The following is a 14,406-nucleotide window of genomic DNA, read 5'->3' on the forward strand; positions in this document are numbered from 1 at the left end:
AGGGACAGGCCGGCGGATTACGCGGGCGTTCCACCCCACAGAAACCGCCGAATGCGCTCGGTGAGCGAGCGCGTCTGATTCACCACCGCGATGGTGACGCCTTCCTTGGCAAGTTGTTCTTTGGCAACGGCGGTTGCCAGTTGGCGGCGCGCAACCACTTCGCCGATCAGATCGATCACTCGACCATCTTCCTGCGCTACCCGACTCAATCCTTGTTTGCCGACGGCCACGACCCGTAGCGGCGTCCTCGCCACGACGGTCGCCGTACGGGGTTCGCCGGTCAACAACGACATTTCTCCGAAAAACTGACCCTTCTGCAGCGTGGCTACCGTCAGGCTTCGGCCGTCTTGTCGGATGCGAACGTCGGCAGTTCCCTCCAAAATGACGTAGAGTTCCTGGCCGGCTTCACCCTGCCGAACTACACACTCGCCGGGCAAATATCTCTGGATCGTTGCGTCTCGGGCGAGAACCTCAATTTGTTCGGGAGCCAACACTGCCAGAAAATCCACCGCGGCGAGGTGGCTGACAATCTGGTCCGACTGCCGTGACATTTGTTCGGGCGCGGTTCCGGTCTGAGTGTGAACCACCCGCTGGGGAAATGGAATCTCGATGCCGTTCCGTTGAAACGCGTTCCATACATAGGCCCGCACCTGACTCTCGATCGACTGGTGCAGGGAATAATCGTTGACCGCAAATCGCACACGATATTGTACGCCGGAATCGTTGAACGAGGATACCAACGCGACTGGCCTGGGTTCGGACAAGACTCCCTCCACCGCCAAGACCGTTTCGACCAGCACGGCACACACCTGGCTGGGAGGTGTTCGATAGGCGGCTTCGACCGTGACGGAGCAGATGTGCACCGTCGTGGGACGACTGTAATTAATCAGCCCGGCTTGAATCACCGTGTTGTTGGGCAACGCGACATAATCCTGCTCTCGCGTCAGTAGTGTGACATGGCCGAATCCGATGTCCGTCACCAGTCCTTCCCGATCGAGCACGGAAATCCAATCGCCCACCCGCACCATCTTGCCCAACGCGATCCCAGAAAAAAACCGCACCAGCGTGTCCCGGAGCGCGACACCCACTACCGCGGTGGCGACCGTAGGCAGGGCCACCAGCGCGATGACGTTGATGTTCATCACTAACCGTAGGATGACCAGTGTGGCGGCCGTCAGCCCCGTGAAGAGAATCAGCGTCCGCACGACATCGGGAATGTAGGTCCCCTTCCGACCAATCAGGTAATCCCCGATGATGAACACATCGATCGCTTTCAACAACAGAAACGAGGCGCCGCAGTAAGCCCCCACTTCTATCCAGTTGAGAACGGCCTCCGGAGGCGAAGGTGCAACACCGCTGGTGAACACCAGCGCCGCATCAGCCAGGACGGCCGTGATGCCGGCACCGATAAAGACCGCCGGGGGAAGCCTCTTCTCCCGCCTGCGTGCGAGGTAGGCAAGACCAACGACGACTGCGATCAGGCCGGCAGTTGTGAGCACGATTTTGACGAGGAGAAAGCCGAGGTTCATGGTTGCCTCAGCCCAACGGGTTCCGATCAGGAATCAAACCCAAGGTTAACTGGCGCAGGTCACCGCTCCTGCCAAGCTCGGACGCGTCTGGCAGTAATGACACCGTCCACTCGCTCGATGGCTTTCAGCACCCGACCGAGATGGGCGGTATCGCTGACCTCGATCACGAAATCCAGCACTGCCTTCCGATCTTCGCGGGTCGTGATTTCGGCTCGGCTGATGTTGGCCTGGCATTCCGCAATCGAGGAAGAGACATTGGCCAATACGCCGGTTTTGTCCACAGCGATGACGGAAACCTTGACCGCATGCGTGCCGGTCGCGGCGGTATCCCACTCCACTTCCACCAACCGGTCCCTATCGTAATCCAGCGCTTCGAGATTAGGACAATCGACCGTATGGATCGTCAATCCTCGGCCGCGGGTAATGTAGCCGAGAATGCGGTCGCCGGGAACCGGGTTGCAGCAGCGGGAAAGCTGCATAAGTAGATCCCGTGCGCCCTTGACCTTGACCCCCTTCTCCTCTGTTTTCCCGACGACCGTCTTTGGCGCCGCTGACACTCCCGGCAGCGCGGGGACCTCGGTCTCCGTGGGAACCGGAAGCAGCTTGCTGACGACCTGGGCGGTCGCCAGGCGGCCGTATCCAATCGCAGCAGCTAGCTCATCCGTCGTTTCAAACCCCGCTTGCCGGGCCACTTCCGACAACTGTTCCGACTTGAGCATCTGAGCCGGCGCCAAACCGTGCCGACGGAACTCCGCCTCCAGCAGCCGCCGGCCGATCTCGATGCTGCGCTTTTGTTCTTCGGCTTTGAGCCAATGCTTGATCTTCGTCTTAGCACGCGACGTGCGGACAAACTTGAGCCAATCTTTGTGGGGTGTTTGATTGGGCGAGGTGAGGATCTCGACGGTGTCTCCGCTGGTCAACTGATGTTTGAGCGGAACAATTTTGCCGTTGACTTTGGCGCCGACGCAGTGATCTCCGATTTCCGTATGGATGGCATAGGCGAAGTCGACGGGCGTCGAACCTTTCGGCAGCTCCTTCACCATGCCTTTCGGGGTAAAGACATATACGACATCGTGGAACAGGTCCAGCTTGACGGAGTCCATAAACTGCCGATTGTCCGGCAGATCCTGATGCCATTCCACGAACTGCCGCAACCAACTAAAAACCTTGCTGTCGCGCTCGTCGATCCGACCCTGTTCCTTGTATCGCCAATGCGCTGCAATCCCGTACTCCGCCACGCGATGCATTTCTTCGGTGCGGATCTGAAATTCCACGTGCTCCCCCTTCGGTCCGACCACCGTTGTATGGAGTGACTGGTACAGGTTGGATTTCGGGATCGCGATGTAGTCTTTGAACCGGCCCGGAACGGGACGCCAGAGCGAGTGGATCACGCCCAACAGCGCATAACAGTTCATTTTGGTATCGGTGATGATGCGGAGCGCCGTCAGATCGTAGACTTCCTCAAACGAGATCGATTGTTTCTCCATCTTCTGATAGATGCCGTAGAGGTGTTTCGGCCTGCCGTAGACCTCGCCTGGCAGGCCGGCGTCCGCCATGGCCTTCTTCACGAGCCGGATGACTTCGTCGATGTATTGCTGGCGATCCTCATCGCGTTTGGCCACCCGTACCCGGAGCATCTCGTACACATCGGGTTTGAGGTGTTTGAGACACAGGTCTTCCAGTTCGTTCTTGATCCAGCCGATTCCGAGCCGGTTGGCCAAGGGTGCGTAGATCTCCAATGTCTCCTGAGCGATCTGCCGACGTTTGGACTCGCTTAAGTATTCCAGCGTCCGCATGTTATGAAGCCGATCCGCAAGCTTGATCAGGACGACGCGGATGTCGTCCGCCATCGAAAGCACCATCTTGCGAAAGTTTTCGGCCTGTTTCTCTTCATAGTTTCGGAAGGAAATCTTTCCGATCTTGGTCACACCGTCGACCAGATGGACCACTTCCTTGCCGAATTCCCGCTCCAATTCTTCGGGAGTCGCCAAAGTATCTTCGAGCGTGTCATGAAGCAGGCCGGCAACCACGGCAGCCACGTCAGTCTTGAGCGAGGTCAGCACCCCAGCCACGGCCAGCGGGTGATGGAGATACGGCTCGCCGGATCGCCGTGTTTGGCCTTCGTGTGCTTTCGCGGAAAACTCGTAGGCCCTCCGAACGAGCGACAAATCCACGTCGGCGTGATATCCTTTCAGCCGTTCGATCAACTGTTCGATATCGGTAATTGTCTCAAACGGCATTGTTTCGCTCACATCGTCTGACTGGCCCTGAGATCCCTGATCCGCAACTGAATGCGGTCCAGCCCGTTCCATCGATTGAGCTCTGGCACAAAGGCCAAATCGACAGGCTGTCGAGGTGAAAGACCGAGATCGGCCAGTGACCCCATGCGGAATCCGATGCTGTCGAAGGGAAAGGACGTCCCTTGACGAACGGTTAGCTTGAGATGCCCCTCACCCACGACCCGCGCGTCCAGAATCGCCAAGTTCCGCACGGCCAGCGTCGGCTCCGGATTTCCCGCACCGAACGGATGGAGCGAGCCTAACTCCCGCACCAGTCGCACATCGACGTCATTCAGCTGAACCTCGGCATCCACATGGAGAGCCGGGTGCTGCGGCTCGTTTCCCAACCAGTCGGCCACAAGCTCGCAGAATCGTTCACGGAAGGCAGAAAGATGCGCTTCTCTGATGGTCAACCCGGCTGCGCTCGGATGGCCGCCGAATCCGTCCAGCAGATCGCGACACGCGGCGAGCGCCTGATAGAGATCGAAGCCCGGCACCGTTCTGGCGGACCCTTTGCCCACACCCCGCCTGTCCATGGCGATCACGATCGCGGGACGATGGAAACGCTCAACCAAACGGGCTGCGACGATCCCGACCACGCCGAGGTGCCAGTTCGGTGAGGCGAGCACCAGGGCCGGCCTATCGGTTGTTTCATCGACCAAAGCCATTGCCTCGGCCATCATGCGTTCTTCAATCTGTTGGCGTTCCCGGTTGAGCCGTTCAAGCTCCTCGGCCAATTGCTTCGCTTCAAGTTCAGATTGCGTCGTCAATAACCGGACGCTCGTAAGCGCATGGGCCAACCTTCCTGCCGCGTTGACACGAGGCGCAAGCCGAAAGGCGACGATATCGGCGGTACAATCCCGATCGATACCGGCCACCAGCTTGAGCGCTCTGATACCGCAGCGAGCGCCGCGCGTCATTTGAGCCAGCCCTTCCCGGACAAACCCGCGGTTTTCGTCTTGCAACGGCACGACGTCCGCCACGGTCGAGAGGGCCACCAGGTCCATCATGGACTCAAGCGCCGTATCGCTGCCGCCGTATTTCCACCCATAGGCCTGCGCGACCTTCCAAGCAAGCGCCCCGGAACATAATCCTTTGAAGGGATAGCATGAATCGTTCCGATGAGGATTAAGGACGGCCAGCGCCGGCGGCATCGCTCCATCGGTTTGATGGTGGTCGGTTACGATGATGTCCAACCCCAACGCCCGGGCTGTTGCAATTTCACGATGCGCAGTGGTTCCACAGTCCGACGTCACCACCAGCCCTATGCCCTCCTGCCGGAGTCGGTGCAGCGCTGGCTCGTTGAGTCCATAGCCTTCTCGAAGACGGTGGGGAATGTAAACCAGCGCGGCCCCGCCAAGCGACTGAAAAAAGGTCAGATACAGACTTGTGGCCACGATACCATCGACATCATAGTCGCCGTAAAAACAGACCCTTTCGCCGTTCACCGCTGCCCGATGCAGCCGATCCACCACCCGTTCCATATCGGGCAGGAGAAAAGGATCGTGAGGCGCCTGCACTCTGGATGAGAGCCAACGGCTGGCCTCTTGAGGCGTTGTCACGCCACGAGCGAGAAGCACGGATGCAGTCACGGGAGAGATCGAGAGTGCGTGGGCCAACGCGGCCCGCTGTGTCTGGCAGACGTCTCTGACCACCCACCGCTTCTGCCGCATCGCGCACCTCCCAAAGCGAACCGGTTTCCCTTTCGCAACCCTCTGAGAACTAAAGAGAATAGCACAGGAATAGTATAGAGACCCGGACACTTTGTCAAACCGACTTGCAGCGCAAACTAGGGGAAGTCTCCGGTCTACTGCGTATCCATACATCGGGGATACCCGACGCGCGGCAATCACTCCAAAGAACGGAACGGTCGGCCAGAATGAGGTCGGATCAAGTGGGCGGATAGCGGAAAGCGACGGCAGGGCGTTGTCTAGAGCGGGCGGGTTATTCCCCTCCTTTCTGGACGTAGTTCTTCACGAACTCCTCCGCGTTTTCCTCAAGCACGTCGTCAATCTCATCCACTAGTTTGTCGATATCTTCTTTGAGTTTCTTGCCGGCCTCGACGACTTTAGGATTGGGTTTGACTTCGTCCTTGGCCTGCGGTTCCCTTTTGGTGGATTCCGGCCTCCTCTCTTGTTTCTCCATAGGAGCACCTCCCGCATTTCCGCGGAACGGCGCCGGACGCCGTTCCGGGCAAGATACATGCTAGAACCCACCATACTCCAGCGTTGTTCAATCCGTCAAGCCGCTCCCTGCCTCTCAACGTGTTCGTCTCGTTTCCATCAGTGCACGAGCAGAGCCACGATCAACAACGCCACGATGTTGATGACTTTGATCATTGGATTGATCGCCGGTCCGGCCGTATCTTTGTAAGGATCACCCACTGTGTCGCCGGTCACCGCGGCCTTGTGCGTTTCGCTGCCTTTCTTGCCTTGTTCTTCTATGTACTTCTTTGCGTTATCCCAGGCTCCGCCGCCGCTCGTCATCGAAATGGCGACAAACAGTCCGGTGACGATGCTGCCGACCAAGACCCCGCCAAGCGCCTGAGGGCCCAGGATCGCACCGACCAGAATCGGGGAAATCACAGGAATCAGACCGGGCACCATCATCTTGCGGATCGCGGCTTGGGTGACGATATCGACGCATGTACCGTATTCGGGCTTGGCTGTCCCTTCCATAATGCCTTTGATCGTCCGGAATTGTCGGCGCACCTCCTCGACCACCAGACCGCCGGCCTGTCCGACCGCTTTCATACACAACGCACCGAAGAGGAACGGCAACATGCCGCCCAGAAACAACCCGACCAAGACGGATGGATTCGAAAGATCGAAGCTACTGGTGGACTGGCTGCCTGCCTCCACTGCTCGGGCGTACTCCGCGAAGAGCACCACCGCCGCCAAACCAGCCGACCCGATGGCATACCCCTTGGTCACTGCCTTGGTGGTGTTCCCCACCGCATCGAGCGGATCGGTAATGTTGCGCACCTCCTTGCCGAGATGGGCCATTTCCGCAATGCCGCCCGCATTGTCGGTGATCGGCCCAAACGCGTCGATCGCGACCACGATCCCCGCCATTGATAGCATGGACACTGCCGCGATGGCCACGCCGTACAGTCCGCCGGCTGCCTGGCCGCCGCAGACCCAGTAGCTCGCCAAAATCGCGGTGGCGATGACGACAACCGGCCAGGCCGTCGCTTGCATGCCGATCGCCAGACCGGCGATGATGTTGGTCGCGTGGCCTGTTTCGCTGGCTTTGGCGATTTCCTGAACCGGTGAGAAGCTTTTGGATGTGTAGTAGTCGGTGATGAAGACCATCGCTAGGGTGACCACGAGCCCCAACAACGCCGCCACATAGTAGCTTGCCCCGCTCACCCCGCTCACCCCGTCCATCAGCTTGACGGTGATCGGATAAAACGCGATTGCCGCGATCCCACCGGCTACGAACAATCCCTTATACAGCGCCGACATAATGCCGCCTCCTGGGCCGACTCTGACGAAAAGGATCCCGATGATCGTCGCTAAAATCGTCATCGCGCCCAGCGCAAGCGGATAGAGGATCGGCTCGGTCTGTCCCTTGAACATGGTGAACGCCAGCGCCATGGCTGCCACCGTCGTCACAGCATAAGTCTCAAAGAGATCCGCCGCCATACCCGCGCAGTCGCCTACATTGTCACCCACATTGTCGGCGATGACCGCCGGATTACGTGGATCGTCTTCAGGAATGCCCGCTTCAACTTTCCCGACGAGATCCGCACCCACGTCTGCTGCCTTGGTGTAAATTCCTCCGCCAACCCTGGCAAAGACGGAAATAAGACTTCCGCCGAAGCCGAGGCTCAGCAGCGCGTGCACCGCTTTTTCCTGCCCGGCGATCCCTGACGCGATCGCGTAGAAACCAGTCACAGCCAGCAAGCCCAATCCGATCAACAGCAATCCCGTGACTGCCCCGCCGCGAAACGCAACGGTTAAGGCGGCATTCAGGCCGCTATGGGCTGCCTGTGCCGTTCGCACGTTCGCTCGGACCGCAATGTTCATCCCCACATAGCCGGCCGTCGCCGACGCCGCCGCGCCGATCAGAAAGCCGATCGCCGTGAGGAGGCCAAACTTGTCGGACCAGGATCCGGCTGCCCATAATACGATGAACAACGCCGCCGCAACCATACCGACCGTACGATATTGCCGATTCAGATATGCCGCAGCGCCTTCTTGAATAGCCTGCGCGATCCGCTGCATCTCGGCATTACCCGCTGGGAGTCTGAACACCCAAATTGTCAAATAGAGCCCGTAAGCGATTCCGGCCGCCGCGGCGGCGATGGCGAAGATCACGACTGCCGATGCACTGTCCACCGAATGTTCCTCCTGGTTTTGGGGTCATGAGATTCCCGCTCCAATCCGCGTCGTCGACGGAGAGCATTCACCGCTGAGGATACGCTGCCGATTCGGACGGGGGCGATTGTCCGTCGAAGGAAGTACGAAAAAGCGGCGTCATTCTATACAGAGCGCGTCAAATGATCAAGAACAACGGGGAAAACCCGACCGTTTGCGAGACGAAGAGAAAGTCTGTTATAGTGCGCGTTTCGGAGGGGCCATTCGATGGGAATCGAGCCGAATTATATCGTCGTGGAGGGACAGACCTTCAAGCAGCACAAGCTGTCGCTCGACAACCATGTGTTCAAGAACTGCACGCTGGACGACTGTGAGATTTACTACAGTGGAGGGCCCTACGAACTGATCGATACTCACATCACCAATTCGCGCTTGATCCTCAACCAACCCGCCAAGAACATTTACTCGGCTATTCAGATTTTTAAAATGAAATCGCCCGGATCGTCGATCGTCGCCGACTGAATGCCTGCTCAGTCGATTTTCACCAGCGGGATGTTCCGCGTCAACCTAACGATCGGGATCGGTTGGAAGACCGGGTCCTGAGCGCCCTTGGGCGATTCCGCCTCAATTCGCTGCAAGAACTCCGGTGGGCCGGTCACCGGCGCGTAGCTCAGCGCGACCTCGATGTCGAAGCTTTTGGTGTCCTTAGGCGTCGGGAAGGTAAACGTTTCCACGCGGGTCTCTTCCGGTTTCAGAACCGTGTCTTCCAACACCTTGACCGCCTTGAAATCGAACACCGTTTTCTCGCCTTTGGCATCCGCATACGTCCGTCCATAAACCCGCTGATCGCTAAAGACGGTTTTGAGATTCTTGCCTTTGATCACAAAATCGAGCACCACGCTTGCCCAGGCGGGGTGGGTCGTCGGCAGATTGTGTGGCACGAGGCTCTGCACGGTCACCTTGACGACAGTCTTGTCGCCCTTGACATCCGCAGACACGTCAAGTTTGGCGGCCTCTTGACGGAGTTTCCCGATCCGGCCCGGAAAGGTGTGATTGGCAACCTTTCGCTTGCTCTCGCCGTTGGCGGATTCGCCGATCTGCTCCGGCATATGGCAGGTTTGGCATTCCTTTCCCGATTTGACCGCCTTGCTCTGATCCCAGTTGCCCAGTAGGTCGTTACTCTTGCCGAGGTTCGCCGCGGTGGGAACAGCCTGATGGCAGTTCAGGCAGAGATCGGATTTGCGGAACAAATCCAATTCCATGGATTGGTGCGCCAGATTTTGAACGAAATCCTTGTAGGGTCCATAAAGCGTTTTCCCCGGTTCGTACTTAGGGAATGGCAGAGGGCTGCTCCGATCGACCTGTTTGATCAGATGGCATTGGGCGCAGCCGACCCCGTCGATGGTCGGATCTCCGGATTGCACCTGCGTGATGAACATCTGCGCCGCATCCGCAAACTCCCGCACGTGCGGGGCGTGGCAACGGAAGCACAGTGCTTTGTCCTTGCCTCCGGAGAATTTGAGGTATTCGTCCAGTGCCGCCCGGAAGGCCGGAGAATGGATGGAGCGTGAGAGTGGAGACGTCTCCCACTCCTCAAAGACTCGCTCGTGGCAGCGTTTGCACTTGTTGGAATGGGGGAACACCTTCTCGATGGCCGCCTGTGCTTTGACGGAATCCTGCGCCACACTCACATCGGGCGCATTGCTGGCCACGATGACGCTCAGTAACACCGCGCCGGCGGCACCCAGCCGCCCTGCGCTTCTGGTTGGACTCACCGTGATCCCCCTTTCCTGCTCGGGAAGCTCGTGGGACTTCTCTTCCAGCCGTGCCGGACGCAACGCGAACTAAAGTGACTTTGTCCGGAACGTCAGCACGCGAGGCTGCGTGTATTCCTCGATGATTTTGACGGCCGTCGCCCGGTCCTGGTCGTTGGTCAAGGTCGCGAGGTAGCGCTCTTTCAGCGCGGGCGTCGGCTCGGGAATCAGCGCGTAGGTCAACACCGCTTCCACGCTGGCCGGCGCCGACCCGCCTTGAATCGTCAGCGAAAACGGCACCCGCCTGGTCGTGCCTCCCTTGACGAAAGGATCGGGAATCGGCCCACGTAATATCTGCTCATAAGGCAATCCGAATTTCTTGACCCCCTCAGCTAACACTAGCCCTTTGGCATCCTTGACGGTGATCGTCAAAAAGAATTGCTTCAGGACCGGGTCTCCATCCGGAAAACTGTGCGGCAGGCTTCCGACCCTCACCAGAACCGTTCCTTCTACGGCTGTCGAGGACTTGGTGGCTTCGATATCCACCCGGGGCATCCATTCGGCCTGTAAGTTCCGGTTCTTAAGCAGGATGCCGGGAATCACCACGCCTCTGAACCAGTGGCGGCCGATCGCCCTCGTCATGGCGCCACGCTTGGAGGTCGAGCTGCCGGTGGATGGTTCCATATGGCAATCCTGACAAATGGTGCCTTGAAGAATTTCGCCAGGAAGATCGCGCCGTGTCACGTCCTTGACTTTGTCGAAATGGCAGGCGGCGCAGTAATTGGCCCCTCTGTAGAGATCGGATTGACTGGCCGGGTGGACCAGGTTCTCTTCCGGATCCGCATACGGCCCGTAGAGCACTTTCCCCGGTTGAACCTTGAACGTCGGCGGCGAACCTGGGTTCTTCTCCGTCGAATTGATCAAATGGCACGAGGCGCATCCGATGCCTTCCACTTCCACCTTGCCCGAGAGAATCTGGTTGACGATCTTGTCGGCGTGTTGTGGAAACACCGTGACTGCAGGCGCATGACATGACAGACACCGGGCGCGCTCCTCAGCCGTCGGGTTAGTCTGCATCCACAGCCCCAACACCGTTCTGAACACCGGCGACTCAAACGAGGTGCCGTGTAACAGCGCCGCATCAACTCGTCCGAATGTTTTCAGATCAGGCGTCTGCTCGCGCATGCCCTTCCATTCCTCGAAATGCCGGTCATGACATTGCTTGCAATCTTCTGAACGGATGAAAATCTTCTCGATCTCGGCCACCCAGTCGCTAGACGCTTCGGGAGCCTGTCCATCGACTTTCTGCGCCACAGCCTTTCCGTGGTAGAATGCGTTCACTCCGAGGACAAGCGCTAGCAGAATACCCACCACCAACTTCTGCATCAGTCGCATGCCGCACTCTCCGACCGCCGATCGCTGTCCGGCGTCAATCCCGCTTGCAGCCAACAAAATGAAAATTGAGAATGCCCCCGACGCCTTGGTTATCGGGATCGGCTGGTTCGTAGGTGCCGACCGTGAAGTTGCAGGTTGGAATGGCGCGCTTGAGGGCAAGACCAAAATCCTTCAAGGTCCGGACCTCCACCTTATCGATTTCCTTGATGACCGCCCGCACTTTGATACCGGCCAGATCCGCTGGAGTCCCGCCGATCACTTCAAAGACCACCACTCCTTCGGGTTTCTGCAATTTCAATTCCTTTTGAATCTCCTCGTCGACCTGTCCGACCACGACGCCGAATTCTTCGCCGATTTTAAGCGCTTCTTCCTCGGTCATCTCTCCATCGGTCGCAGCATTCAGCAGAGGGGAAGTAAAACTGGCACCCAACCAAGCTGCGACCAAGCAGATGAACATAAAAAAAGCCCTGCCGCGGAGGAGGGCTCTTTGTCCAGCCGACCGATTGGTGGTCCCGCCAACCTCCAAGTTGTTCACTCCAATGCTTATGCGCGATTCCGGAAACGTGACGGTAATCCGTTCATCGGTTCTGTCGTTTGAGGACCGACCCCAAGGATGGCTATAGCTTCACCGGATCAATCGACAACTGAAACCATGGAGCCACTGCTTTTTGCCCGTTCCGCTCCTTGTTCTCCCCATTCCAAACAGCAAACGCAATGGCTTGCATCCGGCCAGGAATCAGCTTAGCTTCGTTTTCCTGCTCTTCCGTCGAAAGCGGACGGAAGATCACGACATGCCATACCCCGTCCTTCCATGTCGCCTTTCCTTGGACACGCCCTTGCTTCTCCTTGGTTGTCAAAGTACTGAATCCGCCGCCGATCAGGTCCTCCACTGACGATACCCGTCTCGGAATGACTTCAAACCGTCGCACTTCGCCACTTTGTTTCTCCGCGGCCCTAGCGGCCCGGCGATCGATATCGCTCTGCCAGTCAGCTTTCCAATGCCAGATATTGATGTAATGATCCAATTGGCCCATGCAGAAGAAAGCTGGGGCGTCTCCAAGCGGCAACCCGACCGCAACCCCGTCTCGGAACGTGCCAGGCGTGAGTCGGTCGTTCTTAGTGTTGTCCTGCCACTCCAACAAAAAGGCGATATCCTTTCCATTATGCACCGAGCGCACCACCAGCGCCCTCGCGGTCGGCTCGGGCCATACCGGCCGCGTAATGATCTGGCCGCTGAGCGGCAACGTCATCGGCGGTATCTTGTTCCACGTCGGATCTTCCGGGGTGGTGGGAATCTCGCCGTCAATCAAATGGGAGCGGATAATCATCCCCTCGGAACTCACGATAGGAATGCCCAGGCCACCTAGCACAAACGCGCTTATCAGGATCAGACACAGGAAAAACAATCCGAAAGGTCGGGCGGTCCGCAATCTGGCCATGTGCGCCATTGTTCCGTCTCGCAACCGTAAATGAACGGCTCGGGATAGACGACCGAAACCGTCGCTCCCGAGGAACCTACCCGTTTGAACTCTACCACAATCGCATACGCCGGATCTTGTTCTCGCCTCGCTCACAGATGTACAAGTAACCCTGAGAATCGAGCGCCAAGCCGACGGGAGAATTCACGACTGCATCGATGGCCAGTAGCCCGTCCCCGTGCTTGAGCGCACCCGCCGCTTCTTTTGCCACGAACCGAGCCGCGCCGCATCCGCCCATGTTCTTGTCTTCATAGCCGCTGTCACCGTTGCCTGCGACCGTGGTCAGGATCCCGGTTTTCGCATCTACTCTGCGAACGCGATGATTCATCGTATCGGAGATATACATATTGCCCCAGAGATCGAACACCACTGCTTCAGGAGCATGCAACATCGATCTGTTTGCCGGCTTGCCGTCCCCATCGAAGCCGTAGCGGCATACTCCGGCGACCGTGGAGATGACGCCCGTGTATCGGTCAATCTTGCGCACCCGATTGCTTCCCTTATCCACTATATAGACATGCCCCTCACCGTCCACGGCAATTCCGACAATGTCGTACAACTTCGCTTCAAGGGCCGGTTTCCCGTCGTCCAAATAAGGCGAAAGGTCCAGACCGTCCGAACAGACCGGCATCAACCAGCCGTGATCATCACTAAAATCAATCCCGATGGCATCGCCGGAAAGGACAACAAGGTTCTTGGCGACAAGCGGTTGTTCTCGTGCGTCATCTTCGGCCGACCAGGTACCGGCAATGGTCGTCACCATTCCGGTCCGGGGATCATATCGACGGATACGGTGAGCCTGCGTATCCGCAATATACATCACATCATCCGCGTCGAACGCGATAGCGGCAGGCCAGGTCAGATTGACCTCCAGAGCCGGACCGTCTCCGTTGAACCCGTGCTGGCCAGTGCCGACCACGGTCGTAATGATTCCGCTTTCATGGTCGACTTTTCGAATCCGGTTGCTGCCGGAGTCGCAGATGTACAGATCGTTTCGGGAATCAAACGCCACATCAAGCGGCAGATAAAGGCCGGCTTCGCTGCAGGGACCTGAATCGCCGCTGTAGCAGGTTTCGCCAATGCCTGCATAGTTGTGCACCGTGCCTTCGAGCAAATTGATGCGCCGGACACGATCCGAACCGGATTCGGCAAAGTACAGCCACTTCTCTTCTTTATCCAACGCGGCGTGGTGAGGAAGAGGAATCCCGGCCTTCACGGCTTTCTTGCCGTCTCCAGTGCTACGCGCCTTGCCGTTTCCGGCAAACGTTTCGATGTATCCAACGGCCAATTGGTGAACGTCAGTTTCCATCACACGTCCTACCAGTACGCCTTCCCAGCCTCGCTGTTTTACTGCCTACGCATGAGACGGAGGCGTGACGGTTGCGGCAGGCTGTTCGGCCACCGGAGCGTCGGCAGCGGGCTGAGCCGGCTGCGGAGCCGGTTGGGACTGCAGAACAGCAGCCTGCTGAGCCTGCGCCTGCGCTTCGGCTTCAATTTGGTCAGCTTCGTGAACGGATTTCTTGAAGCCCTTGATCGCCTTCCCCAGCCCCTCGCCCAGTTGAGGCAATTTCCCAGCCCCGAAAATAATCAACACGATGAACAGGATCAGAATTAGTTCCGTGAACCCGATGCTTCCAAACATGATGGAG

General features: G+C 58.2%; 12 protein-coding genes. 1 reads left to right on the forward strand and 11 read right to left on the reverse strand.

Annotated features, from left to right (window positions below; translation table 11 throughout):
- Window positions 1-17: 17 nt before the first annotated feature.
- From ACWHTU_RS13865 to ACWHTU_RS13885, 5 genes are all read right to left on the reverse strand, one after another.
- Window positions 18-1,529 (reverse strand): cyclic nucleotide-binding domain-containing protein, encoded by a 1,512-nt coding sequence (locus ACWHTU_RS13865; protein WP_447859966.1) that lies wholly within the window; start codon window positions 1,527-1,529, stop codon window positions 18-20.
- Between the two features lie 59 nt (window positions 1,530-1,588).
- Window positions 1,589-3,769, reverse strand: coding sequence for a RelA/SpoT family protein (locus ACWHTU_RS13870; RefSeq protein ID WP_447859967.1), 2,181 nt, complete (start codon window positions 3,767-3,769; stop codon window positions 1,589-1,591).
- A gap of 8 nt (window positions 3,770-3,777) precedes the next feature.
- On the reverse strand, window positions 3,778-5,481 hold the full coding sequence (gene recJ, locus ACWHTU_RS13875) for a single-stranded-DNA-specific exonuclease RecJ (RefSeq protein WP_447859968.1): 1,704 nt from the start codon (window positions 5,479-5,481) through the stop codon (window positions 3,778-3,780).
- Between the two features lie 271 nt (window positions 5,482-5,752).
- Window positions 5,753-5,953 carry a ubiquitin-like protein Pup gene (locus tag ACWHTU_RS13880; RefSeq protein WP_447859969.1) on the reverse strand — a complete coding sequence of 67 codons (201 nt, stop codon included), beginning with the start codon at window positions 5,951-5,953 and terminating at the stop codon, window positions 5,753-5,755.
- Window positions 5,954-6,090: 137 nt separating this feature from the next.
- Window positions 6,091-8,151, reverse strand: a complete 2,061-nt coding sequence (locus ACWHTU_RS13885) for a sodium-translocating pyrophosphatase (RefSeq protein ID WP_447859970.1) — start codon at window positions 8,149-8,151, stop codon at window positions 6,091-6,093.
- A gap of 246 nt (window positions 8,152-8,397) precedes the next feature.
- Between ACWHTU_RS13885 and ACWHTU_RS13890 the strand changes: the two genes are divergently transcribed.
- Window positions 8,398-8,652: a hypothetical protein gene (locus tag ACWHTU_RS13890; RefSeq protein WP_447859971.1), complete on the forward strand. Its 255-nt coding sequence runs from the start codon at window positions 8,398-8,400 to the stop codon at window positions 8,650-8,652.
- An 8-nt stretch (window positions 8,653-8,660) separates the two neighbouring features.
- Here the strand turns inward: ACWHTU_RS13890 and ACWHTU_RS13895 are convergent, their stop codons facing one another.
- The 6 genes from ACWHTU_RS13895 to tatA all read right to left on the reverse strand — a co-directional run bounded on the left by ACWHTU_RS13895 (window position 8,661) and on the right by tatA (window position 14,399).
- Window positions 8,661-9,905, reverse strand: coding sequence for a multiheme c-type cytochrome (locus ACWHTU_RS13895; protein WP_447859972.1), 1,245 nt, complete (start codon window positions 9,903-9,905; stop codon window positions 8,661-8,663).
- Window positions 9,906-9,974: 69 nt separating this feature from the next.
- On the reverse strand, window positions 9,975-11,279 hold the full coding sequence (locus ACWHTU_RS13900; protein ID WP_447859973.1) for a multiheme c-type cytochrome: 1,305 nt from the start codon (window positions 11,277-11,279) through the stop codon (window positions 9,975-9,977).
- Window positions 11,280-11,313: 34 nt separating this feature from the next.
- Complete coding sequence (locus tag ACWHTU_RS13905) at window positions 11,314-11,736, reverse strand: hypothetical protein (protein ID WP_447859974.1); 423 nt, start codon at window positions 11,734-11,736, stop codon at window positions 11,314-11,316.
- A gap of 160 nt (window positions 11,737-11,896) precedes the next feature.
- Window positions 11,897-12,718 carry an ethylbenzene dehydrogenase-related protein gene (locus ACWHTU_RS13910; RefSeq protein WP_447859975.1) on the reverse strand — a complete coding sequence of 274 codons (822 nt, stop codon included), beginning with the start codon at window positions 12,716-12,718 and terminating at the stop codon, window positions 11,897-11,899.
- A 91-nt stretch (window positions 12,719-12,809) separates the two neighbouring features.
- A complete protein-coding gene (locus tag ACWHTU_RS13915) occupies window positions 12,810-14,066 on the reverse strand; it encodes an NHL domain-containing protein (RefSeq protein ID WP_447859976.1) in 1,257 nt (418 codons plus the stop codon).
- Between the two features lie 45 nt (window positions 14,067-14,111).
- Window positions 14,112-14,399, reverse strand: a complete 288-nt coding sequence (gene tatA, locus ACWHTU_RS13920) for a twin-arginine translocase TatA/TatE family subunit (protein WP_447859977.1) — start codon at window positions 14,397-14,399, stop codon at window positions 14,112-14,114.
- Window positions 14,400-14,406: the final 7 nt, after the last annotated feature.

The organism is Nitrospira calida (genome assembly GCF_976986435.1).

What these genes read in the sequence shown, in the direction of transcription:
- ACWHTU_RS13865 (WP_447859966.1), bottom strand. Translation starts at nt 1,529, where the DNA reads ATGAACCTCGGCTTTCTCCTCGTCAAAATCGTGCTCACAACTGCCGGC.
- ACWHTU_RS13870 (WP_447859967.1), bottom strand. Translation starts at nt 3,769, where the DNA reads ATGCCGTTTGAGACAATTACCGATATCGAACAGTTGATCGAACGGCTG.
- recJ (WP_447859968.1), bottom strand. Translation starts at nt 5,481, where the DNA reads ATGCGGCAGAAGCGGTGGGTGGTCAGAGACGTCTGCCAGACACAGCGG.
- ACWHTU_RS13880 (WP_447859969.1), bottom strand. Translation starts at nt 5,953, where the DNA reads ATGGAGAAACAAGAGAGGAGGCCGGAATCCACCAAAAGGGAACCGCAG.
- ACWHTU_RS13890 (WP_447859971.1), top strand. Translation starts at nt 8,398, where the DNA reads ATGGGAATCGAGCCGAATTATATCGTCGTGGAGGGACAGACCTTCAAG.
- ACWHTU_RS13900 (WP_447859973.1), bottom strand. Translation starts at nt 11,279, where the DNA reads ATGCGACTGATGCAGAAGTTGGTGGTGGGTATTCTGCTAGCGCTTGTC.
- ACWHTU_RS13905 (WP_447859974.1), bottom strand. Translation starts at nt 11,736, where the DNA reads ATGTTCATCTGCTTGGTCGCAGCTTGGTTGGGTGCCAGTTTTACTTCC.
- ACWHTU_RS13910 (WP_447859975.1), bottom strand. Translation starts at nt 12,718, where the DNA reads ATGGCCAGATTGCGGACCGCCCGACCTTTCGGATTGTTTTTCCTGTGT.
- ACWHTU_RS13915 (WP_447859976.1), bottom strand. Translation starts at nt 14,066, where the DNA reads ATGGAAACTGACGTTCACCAATTGGCCGTTGGATACATCGAAACGTTT.
- tatA (WP_447859977.1), bottom strand. Translation starts at nt 14,399, where the DNA reads ATGTTTGGAAGCATCGGGTTCACGGAACTAATTCTGATCCTGTTCATC.